Annotated in this window: 25 protein-coding genes; 14 read left to right on the forward strand and 11 right to left on the reverse strand. The window is 69.0% G+C overall.

The features are described 5' to 3' along the window. Window positions 1–24: 24 nt before the first annotated feature. The gene (locus tag FQU85_RS03470; protein ID WP_145844334.1) at window positions 25–831 is read right to left on the reverse strand and encodes a DUF4397 domain-containing protein; all 807 of its coding nucleotides are present in this window, start codon (window positions 829–831) and stop codon (window positions 25–27) included. A gap of 156 nt (window positions 832–987) precedes the next feature. On the opposite strand from FQU85_RS03470, the gene FQU85_RS03475 reads away from it, so the two are divergent. From FQU85_RS03475 to hflX, 4 genes are all read left to right on the forward strand, one after another. Further along, window positions 988–1,290, forward strand: coding sequence for a hypothetical protein (locus FQU85_RS03475; RefSeq protein ID WP_145844338.1), 303 nt, complete (start codon window positions 988–990; stop codon window positions 1,288–1,290). Window position 1,291: 1 nt separating this feature from the next. Beyond that, a complete protein-coding gene (locus tag FQU85_RS03480; protein ID WP_145844340.1) occupies window positions 1,292–3,121 on the forward strand; it encodes a ribosome biogenesis/translation initiation ATPase RLI in 1,830 nt (609 codons plus the stop codon). A 40-nt stretch (window positions 3,122–3,161) separates the two neighbouring features. Then, window positions 3,162–4,208, forward strand: coding sequence for a Vms1/Ankzf1 family peptidyl-tRNA hydrolase (locus tag FQU85_RS03485; protein ID WP_145844342.1), 1,047 nt, complete (start codon window positions 3,162–3,164; stop codon window positions 4,206–4,208). A 142-nt stretch (window positions 4,209–4,350) separates the two neighbouring features. Further along, the gene (gene hflX, locus FQU85_RS03490) at window positions 4,351–5,670 is read left to right on the forward strand and encodes a GTPase HflX (protein WP_145844346.1); all 1,320 of its coding nucleotides are present in this window, start codon (window positions 4,351–4,353) and stop codon (window positions 5,668–5,670) included. Window positions 5,671–5,854: 184 nt separating this feature from the next. On the opposite strand, the gene FQU85_RS03495 is transcribed toward hflX, so the two are convergent. Next, window positions 5,855–6,376 carry an archaemetzincin family Zn-dependent metalloprotease gene (locus FQU85_RS03495; protein ID WP_145844351.1) on the reverse strand — a complete coding sequence of 174 codons (522 nt, stop codon included), beginning with the start codon at window positions 6,374–6,376 and terminating at the stop codon, window positions 5,855–5,857. Between the two features lie 39 nt (window positions 6,377–6,415). Between FQU85_RS03495 and FQU85_RS03500 the strand changes: the two genes are divergently transcribed. Both FQU85_RS03500 and FQU85_RS03505 read left to right on the forward strand, forming a co-directional pair. Next, window positions 6,416–6,805, forward strand: coding sequence for a UPF0146 family protein (locus FQU85_RS03500; RefSeq protein WP_240792451.1), 390 nt, complete (start codon window positions 6,416–6,418; stop codon window positions 6,803–6,805). A 27-nt stretch (window positions 6,806–6,832) separates the two neighbouring features. Then, window positions 6,833–7,699: a TIGR01548 family HAD-type hydrolase gene (locus tag FQU85_RS03505; RefSeq protein WP_145844353.1), complete on the forward strand. Its 867-nt coding sequence runs from the start codon at window positions 6,833–6,835 to the stop codon at window positions 7,697–7,699. On the opposite strand, the gene FQU85_RS03510 is transcribed toward FQU85_RS03505, so the two are convergent. Then, window positions 7,696–7,878, reverse strand: coding sequence for a hypothetical protein (locus FQU85_RS03510; RefSeq protein ID WP_145844356.1), 183 nt, complete (start codon window positions 7,876–7,878; stop codon window positions 7,696–7,698). The genes FQU85_RS03505 and FQU85_RS03510 overlap by 4 nt on opposite strands. Before the next feature lie 130 nt (window positions 7,879–8,008). Here FQU85_RS03510 and FQU85_RS03515 point away from each other — a divergent pair, with 130 nt between their 5' ends. Both FQU85_RS03515 and npdG read left to right on the forward strand, forming a co-directional pair. Further along, window positions 8,009–8,455: an OsmC family protein gene (locus FQU85_RS03515; protein WP_145844359.1), complete on the forward strand. Its 447-nt coding sequence runs from the start codon at window positions 8,009–8,011 to the stop codon at window positions 8,453–8,455. 44 nt (window positions 8,456–8,499) lie between these two features. Continuing rightward, complete coding sequence (gene npdG, locus FQU85_RS03520; protein ID WP_145844361.1) at window positions 8,500–9,168, forward strand: NADPH-dependent F420 reductase; 669 nt, start codon at window positions 8,500–8,502, stop codon at window positions 9,166–9,168. Here npdG and thiD read toward each other — a convergent pair. The 3 genes from thiD to trxA all read right to left on the reverse strand — a co-directional run bounded on the left by thiD (window position 9,165) and on the right by trxA (window position 11,898). Next, window positions 9,165–10,481, reverse strand: coding sequence for a bifunctional hydroxymethylpyrimidine kinase/phosphomethylpyrimidine kinase (gene thiD / locus FQU85_RS03525; protein ID WP_145844364.1), 1,317 nt, complete (start codon window positions 10,479–10,481; stop codon window positions 9,165–9,167). The genes npdG and thiD overlap by 4 nt on opposite strands. Before the next feature lies 1 nt (window position 10,482). Beyond that, complete coding sequence (locus tag FQU85_RS03530; RefSeq protein WP_145844366.1) at window positions 10,483–11,406, reverse strand: sulfide-dependent adenosine diphosphate thiazole synthase; 924 nt, start codon at window positions 11,404–11,406, stop codon at window positions 10,483–10,485. A gap of 222 nt (window positions 11,407–11,628) precedes the next feature. Next, on the reverse strand, window positions 11,629–11,898 hold the full coding sequence (gene trxA / locus FQU85_RS03535; protein ID WP_145844370.1) for a thioredoxin: 270 nt from the start codon (window positions 11,896–11,898) through the stop codon (window positions 11,629–11,631). A 107-nt stretch (window positions 11,899–12,005) separates the two neighbouring features. Here trxA and FQU85_RS03540 point away from each other — a divergent pair, with 107 nt between their 5' ends. The 5 genes from FQU85_RS03540 to FQU85_RS03560 all read left to right on the forward strand — a co-directional run bounded on the left by FQU85_RS03540 (window position 12,006) and on the right by FQU85_RS03560 (window position 14,745). Continuing rightward, a complete protein-coding gene (locus tag FQU85_RS03540) occupies window positions 12,006–12,167 on the forward strand; it encodes a preprotein translocase subunit Sec61beta (RefSeq protein WP_145844372.1) in 162 nt (53 codons plus the stop codon). Window positions 12,168–12,208: 41 nt separating this feature from the next. After that, window positions 12,209–12,802, forward strand: a complete 594-nt coding sequence (pdxT, locus tag FQU85_RS03545; RefSeq protein WP_145844374.1) for a pyridoxal 5'-phosphate synthase glutaminase subunit PdxT — start codon at window positions 12,209–12,211, stop codon at window positions 12,800–12,802. A gap of 8 nt (window positions 12,803–12,810) precedes the next feature. Beyond that, entirely contained in the window at window positions 12,811–13,254 is a 444-nt protein-coding gene (locus FQU85_RS03550) for a bifunctional nuclease family protein (RefSeq protein WP_145848707.1), read from the forward strand. Further along, window positions 13,251–13,541, forward strand: coding sequence for a phosphoribosyl-ATP diphosphatase (hisE, locus tag FQU85_RS03555; protein ID WP_145844376.1), 291 nt, complete (start codon window positions 13,251–13,253; stop codon window positions 13,539–13,541). The genes FQU85_RS03550 and hisE overlap by 4 nt, the downstream gene beginning before the upstream one ends. Window positions 13,542–13,785: 244 nt before the next feature. After that, entirely contained in the window at window positions 13,786–14,745 is a 960-nt protein-coding gene (locus FQU85_RS03560; protein WP_145844378.1) for an NOG1 family protein, read from the forward strand. Here the strand turns inward: FQU85_RS03560 and FQU85_RS03565 are convergent. Genes FQU85_RS03565 through FQU85_RS03575 form a run of 3 tightly spaced genes read right to left on the reverse strand, consistent with a single transcriptional unit; the run spans window position 14,742 to window position 18,100 of the window. After that, the gene (locus tag FQU85_RS03565; RefSeq protein ID WP_145844381.1) at window positions 14,742–16,040 is read right to left on the reverse strand and encodes a TIGR00341 family protein; all 1,299 of its coding nucleotides are present in this window, start codon (window positions 16,038–16,040) and stop codon (window positions 14,742–14,744) included. The genes FQU85_RS03560 and FQU85_RS03565 overlap by 4 nt on opposite strands. A 32-nt stretch (window positions 16,041–16,072) precedes the next feature. Continuing rightward, window positions 16,073–17,374 carry a TIGR00341 family protein gene (locus tag FQU85_RS03570; protein ID WP_145844385.1) on the reverse strand — a complete coding sequence of 434 codons (1,302 nt, stop codon included), beginning with the start codon at window positions 17,372–17,374 and terminating at the stop codon, window positions 16,073–16,075. Between the two features lie 39 nt (window positions 17,375–17,413). Then, window positions 17,414–18,100, reverse strand: a complete 687-nt coding sequence (locus tag FQU85_RS03575; protein ID WP_145844388.1) for an SIMPL domain-containing protein — start codon at window positions 18,098–18,100, stop codon at window positions 17,414–17,416. A gap of 103 nt (window positions 18,101–18,203) precedes the next feature. Here FQU85_RS03575 and engB point away from each other — a divergent pair, with 103 nt between their 5' ends. After that, window positions 18,204–18,821 (forward strand): GTP-binding protein EngB, encoded by a 618-nt coding sequence (gene engB / locus FQU85_RS03580; RefSeq protein ID WP_145844390.1) that lies wholly within the window; start codon window positions 18,204–18,206, stop codon window positions 18,819–18,821. 271 nt (window positions 18,822–19,092) lie between these two features. Here engB and ddh read toward each other — a convergent pair whose 3' ends face one another. Both ddh and FQU85_RS03590 read right to left on the reverse strand, forming a co-directional pair. Beyond that, window positions 19,093–20,019, reverse strand: a complete 927-nt coding sequence (gene ddh, locus FQU85_RS03585; RefSeq protein ID WP_145844393.1) for a D-2-hydroxyacid dehydrogenase — start codon at window positions 20,017–20,019, stop codon at window positions 19,093–19,095. 141 nt (window positions 20,020–20,160) lie between these two features. Beyond that, complete coding sequence (locus FQU85_RS03590) at window positions 20,161–21,372, reverse strand: NUDIX domain-containing protein (protein WP_145844394.1); 1,212 nt, start codon at window positions 21,370–21,372, stop codon at window positions 20,161–20,163. Between the last annotated feature and the right edge of the window lie 55 nt (window positions 21,373–21,427).

A 21,427-nucleotide genomic window follows, 5' to 3' on the forward strand; every position in this document is an offset into this window, starting at 1 on the left:
AGAGTTGCACGGGTCGTGGTCACGTCACTCCTGCGGGGGCGTGTCCGACTGCAAGAGAACGTCGAACGGCGCGTCCGCCGGTTCGTCGCCCGGGGAAACGTACCCGGTCGCGAACGCCGTCCACGCACCGCTCTCCAGCGCGACGGTCGTCGAAGCCACTGGGTCGATCGACGGCTGCGCGTCCGCCGGCCGGATTTCGAGCGTGTACTCGCCAGTCGGGACGGCCACGTAGTCGGACGCCGCGCCGAACTCGACCCCGGAGAAGAGGGGGTCGTCCGCGCTCCCCGCGACGGCGACGTCGACGGCCGGCGCGTCCGGGGACGCGTGCACGAGCCGTATCGCCGCGGAGTCGGACGGCACCTCGCCCGGGTCGTCGACGAACGGCGCCACGGTGAACGTCGGGCTGTCGCCGCTCACCTCGCCGATAGCCGCCGCCGTGTACGCCATCACGTCCAGCGTGAGCGTCTCCTCGAACACCGTAGACCCGCCGTCGGTCGTCCGCACCGCGACCGTGTGGTCGCCCGGCGACACCGAGAGATAGTCGCTGATAGCGCCGAACGCCACGCCCTCCAGCGCCACCGAACCATCCACGAGCACGTTCACCGCGGGCGCGTCCGGAGAGAGGTGGGCGACGCGCAGCCACGCCGACGCGGTCTGTGTCGTCGTCTCCTCCGTCGTCGCGTCGGTTGTCGCCTGCGTTGTGGTCGTCGCACCGTCCGTCGTGCCGTTCGTCGTGCCGTTCGTGTCACCCGTCCCACACCCGGCGACGCCGGTCGTCAGTGCGGTTGCAGCAGCTAGAACGAACCGTCGGCGGGATGTCTCATCACCCATACGCGAGCAGTTCCCCGCCGCGAGTATTGCTATTCGCGACTTACGAAAAGTAAGGGCGAAAACGCGTCGAGTAGGCCGTTCGTTCGCGGCGGTACGGGTCGCGTATCACGCGGCACAAGCGAACTTCTTTTGAGCGTCCCCCGCGGAGTTTCGGGTATGTCGACCGAGACAGCGCCCCGAATGGACCCCCATCGCCGCGGCGTGGCCGTGACCACGGTCGCCTGCCTCACCGGCGTGGCGGCGGGCGTCCTGTCGAGCGCGCTCGCGGCCGGTGCGACGGACACCACCGGCCTCGGACTCGCCCTCGTCGCGATGCTCGTCAACCTCGGGGTGCTCCGCGTGCTCGGCGTGAACGTCAGCGAGTTCGGCGCGAAAGACCACCTCTACACCGCGTTCATGACGTTCGCGCTCTGGTTTATCACGTGGGGCATCCTCCTCACTGAATCGGTGAGCCTGTAAGATGGCCCAGGACAGCATCGCGGTCGTGGACCTCGACAGGTGCTCTCCCGACCGCTGTAACTACGAGTGCTCGAACTACTGTCCCCCGAATCGAACCGGGAAGGAGTGCATCACGCTCCGCGGGGAGGACGCCGAGACGGGCGGCCCCGACCAGGTGCAGATTTCGGAGGAGATCTGTCTCGGCGAGACGTGCGGTATCTGCGTCGAGAAGTGTCCGTTCGACGCCATCGAGATCATCAACCTCCCCCAGGAGTTGGAAGACCGCGCGACCCACCGGTACGGCGACAACGCGTTCGCGCTCTACGGGCTCCCCATCCCCGAGAAGGGGAAGGTGACGGGGCTGCTCGGCCCGAACGGCATCGGGAAGTCGACGGCCGTGAAGGCGCTCGCCGGAGAGATCACGCCGAACCTCGGGCGCGTCGAGGACGAACCCGGCTGGGACGAGGTCATCGAACACTACCGCGGCACCGAACTCCAGGACTACCTGAAGGGCGTGCGGGACGGCGACACCCAGGTCGCGCGCAAACCCCAGTACGTCGACCAGATTCCGGAGACGTTCGACGGGAACACGCGCGAACTCCTCGAACGCGCGGACGAGCGCGGCGTGCTCGACGAACTCGCGGACCGCCTCTCCATCACGCCCGTGCTCGACCAGGAGATCGACTCGCTCTCCGGCGGCGAACTGCAGCGGGTCGCGCTCGCGGCGACGCTCGCGCGGGACGCGGACTTCTACTTCGTCGACGAACTCACGCCCTACCTCGACATCGGCCAGCGCGTCACCGCCGCGCGACTCGTCCGCGAACTCGCCGAGGAGGAGGACAAGGCCGTGCTCGTCGTCGAACACGACCTCGCGGTGCTCGACCTGCTCGCGGACAGCCTCCACGTCGCGTACGGAGAACCGTCCGTGTACGGCGTCGTCACCGACCCGAAATCCGTCCGGAACGGCATCAACGAGTACCTCCGGGGCTACCTCGACAACGAGAACATGCGGATTCGCCCGGAAGCCATCGAGTTCGAGGAACACGCCCCCCGGCCCGTCACCGAGGCCGAGACGCTCGTCGACTACCCGTCGATGACGAAATCCTACGGCGAGGGCGAGTTCAGCCTCGACGTCGAGGGCGGAGAGATCCGGAAGAACGAGGTGCTGGGCGTGGTCGGCCCGAACGGCATCGGGAAGTCCACGTTCGCGAAACTGCTCGCCGGCCGCATCGAACCAACCACCGTGAGGGGCGAGGACACCGACCTCGACGTAGACCTCGACATCGCGTACAAGCCGCAGTACGTCGAGGTCGATCAGCATATGCGGGTCGACGCGTTCCTCTCCTCGATTACGGACGAGTTCGGCACGAGCTACTGGAACACCGAGATCGCGCAGCCGCTCCAGCTCGAACGCATCATGGAGCAGAACCTCGCCGACCTCTCCGGCGGCGAACGCCAGCGGGTCGCCATCGCCGCGACCCTCAGCCGGGACGCCGACCTCTACCTGCTCGACGAGCCGAGCGCGCACCTCGACGTGGAACAGCGCGTGCTCGCGACGCGCGCCATCCGCCGGTACGCGGAGAACCACGAGTCCACGGTCATGGTCATCGACCACGACATCTACATGATCGACCTCGTCTCCGACCGGCTGATGGTGTTCGACGGCGAACCCGCCGACCACGGCCGCGCCAGTCCCTCCCAAGAGATGCGCGCCGGGATGAACGAGTTCCTCGCGAACCTCGACATCACGTTCCGCCGCGACGAGAACCTCGGCCGGCCGCGCATCAACAAGCCCGGGAGCCAGCTCGACAAGCAGCAGAAGCGCGACGGCGAGTACTACTACACGCAGTAGCGGCCCCGTCGCTTTTCCGAGGGCCGCCGATATCCGGCGTATGGAACAGCGGCTGGATCGCGGGGAGCGCATCGAAACGGTGCGGGAGGCGAGTGTAGACGACGACCGACTGGTGTCAGTGGCGGTTCCCCCGGGAGAGCTCGGTGAGCACGTCGAACGCGTGGAGGAAGCGCGCGCGGAAGCGGAGTACCTCGACGGCCCGGCGAGCGAACCGCTCCGGGAGGCGCTGGATCACGCAGTCGACGCCCTCCACGAAGCGGAGGCCGGCGGGGACGGCCTGCTCGTCTACACGGGCGTCCTCGGTGGCGACCTCCGCACGTTCATATTCACGAACCCACCGGGGGGCGTGACGGACGGCGTCTTCGAGCACGGGAACGCGTTCGTCACGGATCCGCTCGGCTCCCGGACGACAGACGAGCCCACGATAGGGCTTGTCGTGGTGGAGCGCGGTGGCGCGGCAATCGGCCGGCTCGACGACGGCGTCGAAAGTTTGGAAGCGCTCGACAGCGAGGTTCCGGGGAAGACGCGGGCGGGCGGACAGTCCGCAGACCGGTTCCGCCGGCGCCGCGAAGAGCGCAAGCGCGAGTTCTTCGAGGAAGTCGCGGACGCCGCCGAACGGGCGTTCGACGACTCGGACGCGGTCGTGCTCGGCGGGACGCACGTCACCGTGGAGGCGTTCCGGGACGGCGACTACCTGCCGGCGTGGCTCGACGACCGGGTCGCGGGTACGTACGCGGTGGAGCACGCCGGCGAGCGCGGCCTCGAACAGCTCGCTGCGAAAGCACGCGGGGACGTGACGGACGGCCACGCGGACGCCCGGGACGCCCTCGACGCGTTCTTCGACCGACTGCCGGACGGCGACGTCGTGTACGGCGCGGAGTCAGTGGACGACGCGCTCACGTACGAGGCGGTCGACCGACTGCTCGTCTCTGAGACCGTGGACGCGGCGGAGCGCGAGGCGTACGCCGAGCGTGCCGAGGACGAGGGCGGCGGCATGGTCGTCGTGCCCACCGACATCGAGGGCGGAGAGCGGTTCGCGGACGCGTTCGGCGGCGTCGGCGCGCTCCTCCGCTTCCCCGTCGAGTAGACCCAAGCTTCTTGTATTCCGCCCGAGTCGGTCGAGTCGACATGGAGACCCTTTCTCAGTAGCCGGGGCCGCCGCCCGGTAGCGACTGGGTCGGCCGGCTCACGACGCGTTCGTTCGTCGAGCAACCGACACCCAGAATCCAATGTCACGAGAAGACACAGCGATAGTAGCGAAGCGCGTAGACGAGTCTCCGGCGGAAACCGGAGAGATAAGGGCGCTCGCCCGGTCGGCGGGCTACGCCGTCGACGGCGAGGTCGTCCAGCAACGCCCCCCGCATTCCGGCCACGAATTCGGGGCGGGCGCGATTGCGGAGATACGACGCGACGTCCGGGCGGCCGACGCAGACGCCGTCGTGGTTGACAACGACCTCGACGCGAACCGGGCGTTCGCGCTCGCCGACCGCCTCCCCGACGGCGTCGCGGTGTTCGACCGGAAGCGACTCGTCATCGACATCTTCGGCGAGCGCGCGGAGACCCGGCGCGCCCAGCTGGAGGTGCGGCTGGCCGAACTTGAGTACGAACTCCCGCGGGCCGAGGAGCGCGCGAAGCGCGGCGAAGACGTCGGTCGTCAGGGCTTCAAGAGCGCTGGCGAGTCTCCGGCCTCGCAGGTTCGCGCGGCGTACAAGCGCGAAATCAAGCAAGTCGAGGACGCGCTCGCGGAGGTCGAGACCGCGGACGCGTCCCGGCGTGCCGACCGGCACGCGGCAGGGTTCGACCTGGTCGCGCTCGCGGGGTACACGAACGCGGGGAAATCCACGCTCCTGCGGCGGCTCGCGGACGACCACGTGGTCGGGGAGAACGACCGCCGGCACGCCGACCTCGCGGGCGTCGCGGAGTCGCACGACGGCCTGTTCACGACGCTAAACACGACGACGCGCCGGGCGACCGTCGGCGACCATCGGTTGCTGGTGACGGATACCGTCGGGTTCGTCTCCGGGCTCCCGCACTGGCTCGTGGACTCCTTCGAGTCGACGCTCGCATCCGCGTACCGTGCGGACGCCGTGCTGTTGGTCGCGGATGCCACCGACCCGCCGGAGCGCCTCCGTGAGAAGGTGGCGACGAGCCGGAACGTGCTCGCCGACCATCGGGACGCGGACGGCGGCGTCGTCCCCGTTCTGAACAAGGTCGACGACGTGGACCGTCTCGACGAGAAGCGGCGGGTCGTCCGAGAGGTCGTCGGCGACCCGGTGTGCGTGAGCGCGCTCGACGGCGACGGATTGGACGCGCTCGGTGACCGTTTGACGGCGGCGCTCCCGGCGCGCGAGACGGCGCGGTTCTCGCTCCCGCAGTCTGACGACGCGATGGCGTTCGTCTCCTGGCTCTACGACCACGCGAACGCGGTCGAGGTCACGCACGGCGAGACGGTAGAAGTCGAGGTCTCAGGGCGACCTGAGATCGTGGCGCGCGCTCGCGGCCGCGCGGACGACGTAGGGGCTGACACGGCGGCGCGTCGGGACTCGTAGCGGGCGCGCCGCCGGGTTTCGCGCTCCACGCTACGGCTCGTCTCAGAGCACGCCGCGTGCTGGCCGCCCGTTCGTATTTGAAGGTTCGTGCGGTCGCGAGAACGGGGCGTGCATTCGCGCCGCTCCGCGGCGCGATTCACCGGTCGCCTTCGGCGACCGGCATTTTTCCCTCCAAAAAGGTGGGTTAGAAGACCGAGCGCTGACAGCTCCCGCAGAGAGTCTGTTCTTTGCGGTCGACTTCTTGGACGGTGGGGGAGAAGCTCATGGCGCAGCGGTTGTTGTCGCAGTGTTCGAGGCCCAAGGTGTGGCCGAGTTCGTGGACGACTTCCTTGCGGACGCGGTCGGAGAACACTTCGGTGGAGGAGCGTTCGGAGAACCCGCCGTCGCTGGAGGTCTGGAGGCGGTAGGTGGAGACGACGCAGCCGCGGCCGTCGAGGTAGGCGAGGCCGAAGACGTAGTTTCGGCGGCGGTAGTAGAGGTCGTTCGGGGTGATGGCGATGGCTTTCTCGCCGGTTCCGACGCGTGTGGCGATGTCGATGAGGTCGCTGGCGCGGTACTGGCCGCGAGAGCTGTCGTAGGCGCCGTCGGGGAGGGGTTGTTCCGTGGCGAGGGTGACATCGCAGTCGTAGATGGAGCGGAGGCCTGTCGAGGCCTCGCGCTTGACGCTCGCGGAGACGTCCCCGATGGGGACGATGTCGACACGCATGGGAACGTCTATGCCGTGGTGTGGCATAAATATCCCGACGTGAGCGATTTCGCGGGAGAACTGGTGGACGCGCTGGCGGATGCGGAGCGCGTGGTGGAGGTTGGTGTGGGGCGTCGGCCGGACGTGGCGGCGCGGGTGGCGGCGCGGGGGGTGGCGGTGGTGGCGACGGACGTGATCGAGCGGGAGACCCCGCCGGACGTGGCGTTCGTGGTGGACGACGTGACAGCCCCCGATATCGGGGTGTACGAGGGCGCGGACGTCGTGTTCGCGCGGAACCTCCCGCCGGAACTCCAGCGGCCCGTCGCGGACGTGGCGAGGCGGGTGGGGGCGGCGTGCTGGTTCACGACGCTCGGCGGCGACCCGGCGGTGGTGCCGGTGGAGCGCCGGACGCTCGGCCGGGAGACCGTGTTCGTCGCCTCCCGGAACTGATTTTTCGCGGGCGGGGCGAGTGAGTGTATGAACGTGGACACGGTCGTCCTGGACGTGGACGGCGTGCTGGTGGACGTGGCGGACTCCTATCGGCGCGCCATCGTGGAGTCCATCGAATCGGTGTACGGGGAGACGATTCCGAAAGCGGGGATTCAGTCGTTCAAGGACGCAGGAGGCTTCAACAACGACTGGACGCTGACGGACGCGGCGGCGCTGTTCGTGCTCGCGAAGCGCGAGGGGCTCGCGATGGAGCTGGAGGGGTTCACGGGCGAAATCGAGAAGCGCGGCGGCGGGCTGGCGGCGGCGGAGGCGGTCGTGTCGGCGGCGCTCCCTGCGGACGCGGAGGAGCGCGTGCGCGAGGCGTGGGCGCCCGACCGTCTCCGAGAGACGTTCCAGGCGCTCTACCTCGGGAGCGAGTTGTATCGGGAGATCGAGGGCGGGGAGCCCGCGCGGGAGACGCGCGGGTTCATCAACGACGAACCGGTCATCGTCACCGCGGAGACCGTCGAGCGGTTGACGAGCGAGTACGATGTGTGCGTGCTGACGGGGCGTCCGGAGGCGGAAGCCGAAATCGCGCTCGAACGCGCGGGGCTGGACGTGCCCGCGGAGCGCCGGTTCACGATGGACGACTGGGAGGAGGGGAAGCCGCACCCGCGCGCGCTGGTGGCGCTCGCGGAGCGCTGCGACAGCTCGGGCGTGGTGTTCGTCGGGGACACGCTGGACGACATCGAGACCGCGGTGAACGCCGCGGACGCGGACCCCGAGCGCGACTACCACGGCGTCGGCGTCCTCACCGGTGGACTAACGGGCGCCGAGGGCCGGCGGAAGTACGAGGACGCGGGCGCGACCGCCGTGCTGGACTCCGTGAACGACCTCCCGGACGTCCTCGATTAGGGGCCGCGCCACGCGAGCGCGAACCCGACGGCGGTGAGGAGGACGCCGAGCACGGCGAGCGTCGATGACGTGAGAGCGGCGATGTCACCCGTCCATGTAGTTTCGAGGTAGGCGGCGAGCGCGGTCGATTGGACGGCGACGAGGAGGAGGGCGAGCGAGCGCCGCGCGTGCGTGTCCATGCAGGAGGGGTGGCGCGGCGCGACTTCGGGGTTGCGGTCGGTAGTGGCGAGTCTCGCGGATACCTCGTTTCGCCGGTAAATCCGGACGAGGACGGCGTTTCTTTGCCGGTCACGGGCGTGGTGTGTGGTGATGAGTTCAGAAACGTCGCTGGTGGAGTTCTCGGTGAGCGCCGAGGCAGAGGACCACGCGCAGACGACCGTCTCGACCCGCGGGCACGAGTTCGTCGTGGACGAACCGACCGCGAACGGCGGACAGGACGAGGGGCCGACGCCCGTCGAGTACCTGCTCGGCGCGTGGGCGGGCTGTCTGACCGTCACGGGTCACGCGGTCGCGGACGACCACGACATCGCCATCGGTTCGCTCGACATCGACCTCGCGGGGGGCCTCGACCCGCGGAAGCTTCAGGGGCGCGCTGACGACGTGCGCGCGGGCTTCCAGCACATCGAGGTCGAACTCGACGTGGAGTCCGACGCGACCGAGGAGGAACTGGACGCGTGGCTCGCCGCGGTGGAGGAGCGCTGTCCCGTCGCGGACAACCTCGCGAGCGAGACGCCGACGACGCTCGGGTTCGCGTAACCGGAGCCCGACATTCTTATTCGCGGCCCGGGTGACGTACCGGTATGCGAATCGCGTTACTCGGCGGCACGGGCGACATCGGCGAGGGCCTCGCGCTCCGATGGGGGTACGACACCGACCACGACATCGTCATCGGGTCACGAGACCCGGCGCGCGCCCGCGAGAAAGCGAACGAGTACGAGACCGAACTCGACAGTCGCGGTATCGACCGGAAGATTACGGGGTTTGAGAACGGGATGGCCGCCGACCGGGCGGACGTGGTCGTGGCGGCGGTGCCCGCCTACCACCTCAGCGACACCGTAGAGTCGGTTGCGGACAACCTCGACGAGGACACGATTCTGGTGTCGCCCGCGGTGGGGATGCAGCGCGACGAGGACGGCTTCCACTACAATCCGCCGGATGCGGGGAGCGTGACGGCGCTCGCGGCGGACGCCGCGCCGGACGACGTGCCCGTGGTGGGGGCGTTCCACAACCTCGCGGCCGACCGCCTCGCGAACCTCGACGTGGAACTCGACCTCGACACGCTCGTCGTGGGCGACGACGACGATGAGAAGGGGCTGATCGCGGATCTCGGCGGCGAAATCGAGGGGCTGCGCGTGCTGGACGCGGGGCCGCTCGGCGTCGCGGCGGAGGTCGAGTCGGTGACGCCGCTCGTCATCAACATCGCGATGAACAACAAGGGCATGCACGACGTCGGCGTGACGTTCGACTAGCGCGGTCGCGCGTCGGCGTCGGCCGCGAGCGCGATGAGGCGGTTTTCGAGGGCGTCTATCGAGTCCGCGAGGAGGCGGATCATCGGTTCTTTGCCGTGCGCGCCGCCGTCGGCGATAGCCGCGGGTGCGCGCTCACGGGTCCGCATCGCGCGGTCGGCGACCCAGTCCATCGTGCCGGGCGCGTCCGGGGGTTCGTTCGCCCGGTCAACGAACACGACGTCGTCGAGGGCTGCGAGCGCGGCGTCGGTGCGGCGGACGTTCGCGGCCGCGGAGACTGTCGGGTCGTGCTGGCGGACGCCACAGAGGAGCCGCGCGACGTGGCTGGACGCGCCGCGGCGGACGCCCGCGGGCGCGCGGACGCCGTCGACGGTGCGGGTGAGGCGGCCGTCGGTCGCGACGACTTCCGCGGGTCGCGTCGCGCCGGCGGGGGCGGCGGCGAGCGTCGTTCCGACCTCGGGAATCAGTCCGGCGGGGGCGGCGCGCTCGACGGCGCGAACGGCGTCGGTCAGGGCGTCCGCGGTTCGCGCGGTGTCGGCGTCGGTGTGGAGGGGGCCGAGGGGGTTCACGGGGCCGGCGCCCGCGCCCAGGTCGAGGCCGCGTTCGATGGTGCGCACGGCGTAGTCGGTGGCGGCTTCGACGGCGGCCGGGAGCGCGGTGTCGGCGGCGAGTTCGGCGGCGAGCGCCGCCGAGAGCGTACAGCCGCTCCCGTGAGTGGTTTGAGTGTCGATTCGGTCGTGCTCGAACGTCGTCGCGTCGTCCGCGACGAGGACGTCCACGGGGTCGCCGTCGAGGTGGCCGCCGGTGACCAGCACGGCGTCCGCGCCGAGGTCGCGGAGTCGCTCGCCCGCGCGCCGCATGTCGTCTGCGTCCTCGACGGTCGCGTCAGCGAGGAGTTCGGCCTCGGGGACGTTCGGCGTGAGGAGCGTCGCGCGCGGGAGGAGTGTGTCGCGGACGGCGCGGACGCCGGCGTCGTCGAGGAGCCGGTCGCCGGACTGCGCGACGACGACGGGGTCGACGACGATCGGGAGCTCTGGAAGGGCGGCGGCGACTGTCTCGACGGTGTCGGCGGACGCGAGCATTCCGGTCTTCGCCGCGGCGACCGGGAGGTCGTCGCAGACGGCGGAAATCTGGGCCTCGACGGTGTTCGGCGGGACGCGGTGGGTGTCGCGGACGCCCGTGGTGTTCTGCGCGGTGACCGCCGTGACGGCGGACGCGCCGAACGCGCCGCGGGCCTCGATGGCCTTGAGGTCGGCCTGCACGCCGGCGCCGCCGCCGCTGTCCGAGCCCGCGACGGTGAGCGCGACGGGACGCATCTCAGTCGTCCGCGGCGGCGGTCGGTTCGACGCCGAGCTCGACGGGCGGCGCGTCGCGGCCGAGTTCGTCGAGCGCGACCTCGGCGGCGCGCTTCCCGGAGAGGAGCATCGCGCCGAACGTCGGCCCCATTCGCGTGAGGCCGTGGTAGGTCGCGGTCGAGAGGCCCGCGGTGAGGAGGCCGTCGTGCACGAGGCCGGTCTTCTCGACGACTCTGTCCTCGGAGTCGGAGACCCACATCGAGTCGTGGCCGGGGGAGTCGTGGCCGGGCGCGCCGTATTCGCCGTCGCCGCTCGTGTCCATCCCGGTCGTCTGCGTGCCGTCGATGCCGGGCGCGTCGAGCACGCCGCGCTCGTGGAGTTTGGAGACGACGACCGCCTCGTGGCCGGTCGCGTCGACGACGAGGTCGGATTCGACGGCGACGGGGTCGACGCACGTCAGTTCGCGGGGGAGCGAGTGGACGGGCGTCCAGTTGAGGACCGCGCCCGCGACTCGGTGGTCGTCGCGGACGACGACGTCCGTGAACTCGGTCATGTTCTGGACGCGCGCGCCGGCGTCGCAGGCGGCTTCGATGAGCGCGCTGCTGCAGTGGGGGGCGGACGCGACGTAGAGGCCTTCGGACTCCTCGGACGCCTGATAGGGGACGCCGAGTTCGTCGAGGACGGCCTGGCCGGGGTCGCGGACGGTGAGTTTGTTCATCAGGAAGCCGCCGAGCCAGAACCCGCCGCCGAGGTAGTTGTTCTTCTCGACGACGGTGACGTCCACGTCGCGCTCCGCGAGTTCTTTCGCCGCCGTGAGGCCGGCGGGGCCGCCGCCGACGATGATGACGTCGCTCTCGGTGCCGTCCATGAATTCGCCGTGCCACGACTGCGCGATGGCGCGGGTGACCTGTGCCTCGCCGGTGTCCGCGAATCCGTCGAACTCCATTACATCACTAGGTGGTACAACAGAGTAATTAAAGGTGTGGGGTCGAACGGGACGGCTCCCGGAGCACCGCGAGATCGGTCATACGCCGACGATAACAGACAGAATAACGAGTGCGATCAGTGAGAGCGGTATCGAGCGACGGCGGTGCGAATCCGGACTCGGCGGCGAGACCGACGGAGCGGGGGCTACGCGGTGGCGTGTCGCGAGAAATATCGGGGTCAGTTACGCGCCCGCTTCCTCGAAGGCGGCTTCGAGCTTTTCGGCCTGCGTCACGCCGACGAACCGCTCGACGACGCCGTCCTCGTTCTCCACGACGATGGTCGGAATGGAGCGAACCTGGTACTCGTTCGCCACGTCCTGGGCTTCGTCCACGTCGATCTTCTCGAACTGAACGCGGTCGCCCCACTCCTCCTCGAGGTCTTCGAGGATGGGGTCTTGGGTTTTACACGGGCCACACCAGTCGGCGTAGAAGTCCTTGAGGGTGACAGTCATCGATCTACCCGGATTTTGCCGTTCCGCTCGCATAAGGGTTTCTCAGAGCACGTCGCTTGCCGCCACCCATGGAAAAGTTTAGGCGGGCCGAGCCCCGAATACGGGATATGAGCAGTGGTCAGAACTCGGGCGGCCTGATGTCGAGCGCGGGACTCGTCCGGTACTTCGACTCCGAGAGTTCGAACGCGATCCGCGTCGGCCCGAAGTCCGTCGTCGCGTCCGGCGTCCTGTTCGGTATCGCCGTCCTCGTTCTCAGCATGATGGTCTGAGGTTCGGGGCGCATAAATCACTCCCCCCCGAACCTCCGCGTATGACTCTGACAGCGGGTGTCGTCGCGGTGCAGGGCGACGTCAGCGAACACGGCGACGCGATCCGGCGAGCGGCCGCGAACCACGGTCGGGACGCCGACGTCGTCGAAATCAGGAAGTCCGGAATCGTCCCGGAGTGCGACGTTCTCTTGCTGCCGGGCGGGGAGTCCACCGCCATCTCGCGACTCCTCTCCCGGCAGGGTATCGACGACGAAATCAAGCGTCACGTCGAGTCCGCGAAGCCCGTTCTCGCGACGTGCGCGGGCCTCATCGTGGCGTCCCGTGACGCGCGCGACGAGCGCGTGGAGACGCTCGACCTCGTGGACGCGACCGTGGACAGGAACGCGTTCGGCCGCCAGAAGGACAGCTTCGAGGCGCCGCTCGACGTCGAGGGTCTCGACGAGCCGTTCCCGGCGGTGTTCATCCGCGCGCCGCTCATCGCGGCGGTCGGGCCGGACGTGGAGGTGCTCGCGTCCTGGGACGAGAAGCCCGTGGCGATTCGGGACGGCCCGGTCGTCGGCACGTCCTTCCACCCGGAGTTGACGAGCGACAGCCGAATCCACGACCTCGCGTTCTTCGCGGAGGCGGAGGCGTGAACGACCTGTTGGACGCCTCCGTGGAGGCGGTGAAGGTCGCGGGAAGCCCGGACGGCCCCGTTCCCGTGCTCGTCCTCGGCGTCGAGGGGCGGCGGGACGTGCTCCCCGTGTTCATCGCGTTCGAGGAGGCGGAGTCTATCGCGCGCGGCCTGGACGCGGAGGACTTCGGCCGCCCGCTCACCCACGACCTGACGCTCGACATCGTGGAGGAACTCGGCGGACGCGTCACTCAGGCCGTCATCCGGGGCGTCGAGGAGGGAACGTTCGTCGCGGACATCCACCTCGACACGCCGCGCGCGAACACGGTCGTAGACTGCCGACCGAGCGACGCCGTCGCGCTCGTCGCGCGCACGAACGCCCCCATCAAGGTCGCGCGAGAGGTGTTCGAGGACGCCCGCGAACCGCTTGCGAACTACGCGGACTTCGACGACATCCGGGAGGTGGCGCGATGAGCGACGACCTCCTCCGCGACCTCTACGCCGTCATCGAAGACCGCAAGGAAACCCTCCCCGAGGACTCCTACACCGCGTCATTGTTCACGCACGAGAAGGGCGAGAACGCCGCGCTCGAAAAGCTCGGCGAGGAAGCCACCGAGTTCGTGCTCGCCGCGAAGGACAGCGACCGCGAGGAACTCGCGCACGAGGGCGCGGACATCGTCTACCACATGCTCGTCGTCCTCGCCCAGAACGACGTGGACGTCGAGGAACTGCTGGACGAACTCCGGGAGCGACGCGGATAACGTCGCCGAACGACGTGAGGCGTTCACGCGCACGGAGTGCGCGCCTTTTTCGTCCAGGGTTTTGCCGTGAGCGGTGTGCGAGCGCGGCGAGCGCATCCGAGCGGGAAAACGGTGGAACTGACGTGGACGTCGAGGAACTGCTGGACGAACTCCGGGAGCGCCGCGGATAACGTCGCCGAACGACGTGAGGCGTTCACGCGCCGAAACAGACTTTCTTTTAAGTATCGAGTGAGTAGGACGGGGTATGATTTTCGAGGATCTTCCGACGACCCCGAAGTCGGAGGAACTCATCGACAAGGCGTTCTCGCGCGCGGCGCGGTCGGGGCGAGCGAAGCACGGACGGGAGGCTCAGGAGTCGATGCTGCAGACGGCGTCGAACATCCTCTCGGACAACCTGGAGAACGTGGTGACGGCGTGGCCGGACTTCGACGAGGTCGACCCGTTCTATCGCGAGCTCGCGGACGCGGTGGCGGACGTGGACGAGATCCGATCGAGCCTCTCCGAGGTCGGGTGGGCGTCCCGGAAGACGAAGGAACTCGGCCGCGAGTACCAGGGGAAGCTCCCGGGCGACGTGGAGGGCGCGCGGAAACTCCGCAAGCAGGGGTTCGCGCGGATGGGGTCGGTGATGCGCGAAATCGAGGACGACCTCCAGTACCTCAACGACGTGCGCAACGACCTCGCGAAGCTCCCCGACATCCGGCCGGACGAACCGACTATCGTGGTCGCGGGCTACCCGAACGTCGGGAAGTCGTCGTTCGTGAACACGGTGACGAACGCGCGCAACGAGACCGCGGAGTACCCGTTCACGACGACGGGCATCCGAGTGGGGCACGTGGAGCGCGAGCACATCCGCTACCAGCTCGTGGACACGCCCGGGCTGCTCGACCGGCCGCGCGAGGAGCGCAACGACATCGAGAACCAGGCGGTGTCCGCGGTCGCGCACGCGGCGGACGCCGTGCTGTTCTTCCTGGACGCGAGCGAGACGTGCGGATACGAACTGGACGACCAGTACGCGCTCCTCGCGGGGCTTCGCGAGGAGTTCACGGACGCGCCGTTCGTAGTGGCGTGCAACAAGAGCGACCTCTCGACGGACGCCGAAGCCGATCACTACCTGAGCGTGGAGACGGGCGAGAACGTCGGCGCGGTGCTCGGCGCGGCGGTCGAAGCCGTGGACTACGAGCCCGAGTTCCCGTTCGAGGGCTAGTCGACCGTCTCCACCTCGACGTACCGGATCTGGAGAGAGATGTCGCGACCCGTAGCGCCCTCGACGCGGCGGTTCAGGACGGACGCGAGGTCGGTCGGCGTCCCCCCGGGAGGGACGCCGATGGCGACGACTGCCCTGGACGGCGTGCGAAAGAGGACGCCCCTCGAGTACTGGAACTCGACGCTGAGAACTGTGTACCCCTCGTATTGGGGTTCGTCCAGTGTGTCCTCGATAGTGGTTCGGATGGACTGCTCCGCGGTGGCGGTCTGGAGCGTGGAGAACGTGACGCCGCCGAGGAAGACTGAGAGCACGAGGATACCGGCGACGAGGACGCCGACCCGTTTGAGCGTGGCGCTGCGTGCATCGTCGACGCGAAGCCACTGCTGGGGTCGATAGCCCGAGTACCAGAGGACGACGAGCGCGGCGAGGTTGATAGAGAGGATGTTGACGAGGACGAGGATGGCCGCGCCGAGCCCGATCGTGGGGAGGCCGAACGCGAGGCAGATGCCGACGGTCGCCGCGGGCGGGACGAGCGCGACAGCGATGGCGACCCCGACGAGCGCGGACGAGACGCCGGTAGAGAGGCTGAGGACGCCGGCGACGCCGGCGCCGAGCGCGACGACGAGCGAGAGCACGTCGGGCCGGAGGCGCTCTCGTATTTCGGAGATGGCCAGCACGTCAAGGCCGGGCGGCACGAAGTGCGCGTATCGAACGAACGCGGCGAACGCGCCGGCAGTGACGACCGAGAGGAGGATTCCACCGACCTGGAGTTTTACGCCGGTGCGGAAGAGGTCGCGGTCGTCGACGACCGTGCCGACGCTCGCCGCCATCGCCGGTCCGATGAGGGGTGCGATAACCATCGACCCGACGACGGTCGCGGGGGAGTCAAGGAGCAGTCCGGCGGTCGCGATGAGCGCGCTCACGGCCGTCATCAGGACGTACGTCGGGAGGGAGGGGACGAGACCGGCTGCGCGGGAATGCAGTTCCTCGCGCGCGATCCTGTCGGTCTGCGCGGAGTCCGCGTCGTCGTACTGTGATTTGAGGGCGTCGAACTTCCGGGAGACGACAGTCTCCGCGGAGAGGACGACGGTGTACGCGTCCTCCTCAAGTCCGACCTCGTGGAGGCGGGCGAGCACCGGTTCGACCGCGTTCACGGGCAGCGGGAAGTAGACGACGCCGGTGTACTTGCGCCCGCTTCCTTCTTCGGTGAGCGCGTAGTCGATCCCCTCGTCCTCCAGAACGTCCAGAACGGCCTGCCGTTCCCCCGGGGGGAGCAAGACCTGCACGAGTCGCACGGCGGAAGCGACGGTGGACGCGGCTAAATAGGTTAGGTCACGCGTGCGGTTTCGAGCTCGATGAACCGGACGTGAACGACGGCTGATCCGGAAACGCGGTCAGAGAGCCGGTCGGCGAGCCGGTCGGCGAGCCCCCGGTAGGTAGCGTTCGTCGGGGTTCCGACGGTGACGACGACGGTCGAGGGGGCTCGGAACAGGGGTTCGCGCTCGTAGCGTACTCTGACGTCGAGGCGGACGAGTTCGTCGTAGGGTTCCTCGGCGAGAGCGTCGTCCACCGTGGCACCGACGTGTTGTTCGAAGGATGCGCGGTGGATGGTTCCGAGGGTGACGGCGCCGACGAACGTAGAGAGGACGAGGATGCCGACGACGAGAACGCTGATGCGTTTCAGAACGGTCTCGCGGGCCACGTCGGTCTCGAAGAACGACTTGGGGCGGTAGCCGCGTTGCCAGATGACGACGAGTGCGGCGAGGTTGATGGAGAGCATGTTCACGAGGAGGAGGACGCCGGCGCCGACGACGACGGCCGGGTTCCCCCACGCGATCCCGATTCCCATGGTGGCGGCGGGCGGGACGAGCGCGACAGCGATGGCGACCCCGACGAGCGTCGAGGCGACCCCCGAGACGAGCGTCACCGCGCCCGCGACGCCAGCGCCGAGCGCGACGACGAGCGAGAGGGCGTTCGCGGTCATCCCGCTCCGAACCTGGGAGAGGGAGAGCAGGGAGAGGTCCGGCGGAACCAGCGGTATCGTCTTCGCGAGGAACGCGAACGCGGCGGCGCTCGCGACAGCGGCGACGAGTCCCGCGACCTGCCGTCTGACGCCCTTCACGAAGAGGTCGCGGTCGCGAACGACCGTTCCGACGCTCGCTGCCATCGCGGGATCCATGAGAGGGATGATGACGTTCGCGCCGACGACGACGACCGCGGAGTCGAGGAGGACGCCGGCGGCCGCGATGACGGCGCTGACGACGGTGAGCGTGAGGTATCGCCGCCAGTTCGACGCGAACTCCTCCGCCGTCGACTTGAGTTCGGCGGTCGCGATTTCCGACTCGGTCTCCTCGTCCTTCTCGTAGCGCTCCCGGAGTTCCTCGAATCGCCGCGAAACCACGGTCTCCGCGTCGATGACGACGGTGTAGGCGTCCTCGTCGAGTCCAGCATCGCCGAGGACGTCGAGAACGGGTTCGACGGCGTTCGTCGGGAGGGGGAAGTAGACGACGGCGGTGTACTCGCGGCCGCTCGCTTCCTCCGTGACGACGTAGTCGACGCCCTCGTCGTCGAGCGCGCCGAGCACCGCGTTCCGCTTTCCGGCGGGAATCGTCACCTGGATGAGTCGCACGCCGCCACCGACGGCGCGCGGGGAGAAATGGTTTCGGGGTTACGCGACGCTGAACGTCACCGAGACGGTGGCGGTCACCGCGACGGAGCCCTGGCGGATGTCGGTGCTGGCGGTCGAGACGCCCTCGCTGTAGACGTATCCCAGGTCGGACGAGGAGACGGTCTGGACGCCCGTGACGCTGAGGTTCGCGGCGGCGGCGAGCGCGTCCGCGTCACCGCGCGCGTCCGCGACGGCGGCGGCGAGCGCCTGCCGGTGGAGGCCCTCGCGGGTGTCCTCGCTGAGCGTGAACTGCACGCCGTCCACGCGGTTCGCGCCGTTCGAGAGCGCCACGTCCACGAGGAACCCGGCGTTCTCCACGTCGCCCGAGGTCACGCGGAACGCGTGGACGCCGCGGTAGGTCTCACCCGTCTCGCGGTCGCGGACGGAGAGGTCGTAGCGTGACGTGACGATGTCCTCGCTCGCGACGCCCTGCGCTTCGAGCGAACTCGCCAGGTCCGCGGCCGCGGCGTCGAGCTGGTCGCGCACGTCGCTCGCGGAGTCACCGGACGCCTCCACGGCGACGTGGAGCACGACCTGGTCGGGCGTGGCGTAGATGGTTTCCGAGCCGGAGACGTCGATGGTCTTCGCGGACTCGTCGTCGCCAGCCGCGGCCTGCGCGCCGCCGAGACAGCCGGCGGTCGCGACGAGCACCACGAGTCCGAGCACGGAGAGCAGTTTCTTCGACATACAGCCGTCGAGAGGACGCCCCGGGGTATCAACCTCGCTATGACTCAAATCGCGGCTTGTGTCACGACGGCAGGCTTACCCGCCGGGACGAAGTACGACGCGTATGTTCGAGACGCGGCCGGACCGCACCGACGAGGTCGCCCTCATCGGGCGGTCGAACGTCGGAAAGTCCACGATCATGCGCGAGCTCACGGGCCACACGTTCACCACGGGCGGGAAACCCGGCGTCACCCGAGAGCCGAACCACTACGACTGGACGAGCGAGGACTTCGTCATCACCGACCTCCCCGGATTCGGGTACATGCAGGGCGTCCCGGAGGAACGCCAGGAGTCCATCAAGACGGACATCGTCCACTACCTCGAAGAGTACGCGGACAACATCCTCGTCGGCGTCATCGTCCTCGACGGGAAGAGCGCCGTCGACATCATCGACCGCCACACCACCGAGGAGAGCATCCCGCACACCGTCGAGATGTACCACTTGCTTCGGGAGCTCGGCGTCGACCCCGTCATCGCCGTGAACAAGATGGACAAGGTGGACGACCGGGACGACCGCCTCGACGCCATCGCCGACCGCTTCGGCCTCCTCCCGCCCTGGAAGCAGTGGACCGACACCATCGCCCCCATCACCGCGAAGAAAGGCAACATCGGCGCGCTGGAGGACGCCATCAACAGCCACCTCGAAGACCACAAGCGCCACGACCTCAAGAAGTTCTTCTAGCCCACCTTTTTGTTCGTCGGATTCGCCTTCGGCGAACCACTTCTCGAAAAATCCGAACAAAAAACTCTTGCTCGCTCCGCGAGCGAGTAGGCAGCGAACGCGTTACCGCACTGCTCCTGCACCGCACCCGAACCAGTTCCGTACCGCGACCAAGTGAACGTTCAAGTATGAGAGCGCGGCCAGCGGGCGGTATGTTCTGAGAGTAGGCGCACGGGAGCGGATTCGGTGAGCGGCGGCGAGTCCCGTGCGTGCCGTGTGTCGCCTGAACGCCCTAGACGACTCGGTTGACGAACTCCTCGTCCGCGTTCGCGTGGAGGACGTTCTGTCGGACGAGGTCGGCGATGTGCTCGTAGTAGTCGCGCTCGGCGGCGGCGACGTGCGGCGTGACGAGCACGTCCTCGTAGTCCCAGAGCGGCGAGTCTTGGTCGAGGGGTTCGTCCTCGAACACGTCGAGCGCCGCGCCCGCGAGTTCCCCGGCGTCGAGCGCGTCCACGAGCGCGTCCTCCTGCACGACCTCGCCGCGCGCGACGTTCACGAGGTAGGCGTCGTCGCGCATCGCGGCGAACTCGTCGGGGCCGAACAAACCCTCGGTGTCGTCGGTGAGCGGGCACGCGAGCGCGACGAACCGCGCGTCGGCGATGGCGTCGTGGAGGTCTTGCGGGCCGTACACCTCCCGCGTGTGCGGCGTCTTCACCGGCGTGCGGCGAACGCCGGTGACGCGCATCCCGACGCCGTCGGCGCGCCGCGCGATGCCCTGGCCGAGCGCGCCCAGTCCGACGACCGTGAGGCGTTCGTCGAACAGCGTGAACGGCTCGTCCCACGCGGGGCGGTTCCACTCGTTGTGGTGCTGGGCGTCTCGGAACGTGTGGAGGCGGCGCGCGAGCGCGAGCATCTGCCCGACCGCGTACTCGCCGACAGACGCGCCGTGAATACCGGAGCTGTTCGTCAACGCGACGCCCGCGTCTGCGAACGCATCGAGCGGGAAGCGGTCGTAGCCGGCCTGAATCGAGTGCACCCACTCGACGGTGTCGAGGAACGCGTCGCGGTGGAGGAACGTCACGACCGCGTCCACGCCGTCGAGATCGTCGTCGCCGACGATGGACACGGACGGGTCGACGGATTCGAGCGCGTCCCGCAGGCGTTCCGGCGGGAAGACGATGGAGACGGAGTCGTGGATGCCGAGGTGGTCGACGTTCATGCGAATATCTACCGAAGGCTGCCGATTGAACGTTGTGGAACGGGCGACTCGGGGAGAAGGCCTCGTCACAAGGGGCTCGGTGGGGGTAACACCTCGTCACTGTCGCCCACCCGTGGTTCGGCGTCCCCGAGTATAGGCGTTTCACTCCCAGTCCGCGAGCCGTCGGTGGCGCTCGGCAACCCGCTTGATTGCGTCCCCACGCAGCGCGCCGCCCTCGGTGACGATGGCGTCCACGAGGTCGCGCGGAACGGTCTCGAACAGCGGCGCGGCCACGTCGAGGTCGGCGTCGCCGTCGTAGACGAGCGCATGCTCGCTCTCCTCGGTGGGGTGGGCGCGTTCGGGCGCGACCTTGTCGCGGGCGCAAACGGCATCGAGGGGGACGTCGGCGCGGGCGGCGGCGAGCGCGAGCGGATAGGTTCCGGTCTTGTTCACGAGGCCGCCGTCGGACTGAACGGCGTCGGCGCCGACGAGCACGCGGTCGGCGTCGGCGAGCAGACCGGGCGCGGCGGCGTCCGTGGTGAGCGTCACGTCGCAGTCGTCCGCGAGCGATTCGGCGACCTGAACGCCCTCGAGCTCGGGCCGGGATTCGGCGACGACGACGCGGTCGGGGTCGCCGGTTTCGAGCGCCCGCTGAACCGTGCGCGAGCGCGAGAGCGTGACGACCGTCTCCCCCGTGATACGGTCGGCTGCGCGGGCGGCAGCGTCCTCGTCCGCCACGGCCGCGTCGTCGATGACTGCCTGAATCGCGTCGGGGAATCCGTCGAAGTCATCGGTCGCCATCGCGCGGTTCACGCGGTTCGCGACGACGACCATGTCGCGGGCGTCCCGGAGATCGCAGGCGAGCGCGACGAGGGCGTCCCGTCTGGCGGCGTCGATGGCGGCGTCGCGGAGGACTTCGAGCGCGCGGAGGGAGAGCCACGCGGAGCCGTGCTCGCGGTCCTCGCGGACGGTCTCGACGGTCGGCGCGACGCGCCGGTACGACGTCCAGAGGTCGGGAACTGTCTCGCGGCGGCGTATCTCGACTGGGTTCACCCACTCCCAGTCGGTCGTCTCCTCGTTCGGCGTCACCTGGCGGCGTTCGCAGTCGAAGAGCGAGGGGTGGACTGTCCAGCGGGTGCCGCGGTCGGTGTCGTCGACCGAAAACGGGTCGCCGCGGCGGACGAGCGTGCAGGCGTCGCGGAGGCCGGTCTCCTCCTCGATTTCGACCCACGCCTGTTCGTCCGGGGCGCCTTCGGCGTGTCCGGCGACCATCCCCCACCGGCCGGTGTATGAGCCGACGGCGTCGCTGCGTCGGAGGAGGAGCACGCGGCCGCGGTGGCGGAGGACGCACGTGACGACGTGGACTTCGTCCATATCGAGGCCTGGGGCGCGGGACACATAGGCGGTGAGGCCGAGATGTCCGGTACCG

This window comes from Salarchaeum sp. JOR-1 (assembly GCF_007833275.1).
Taxonomy (GTDB): domain Archaea; phylum Halobacteriota; class Halobacteria; order Halobacteriales; family Halobacteriaceae; genus Salarchaeum.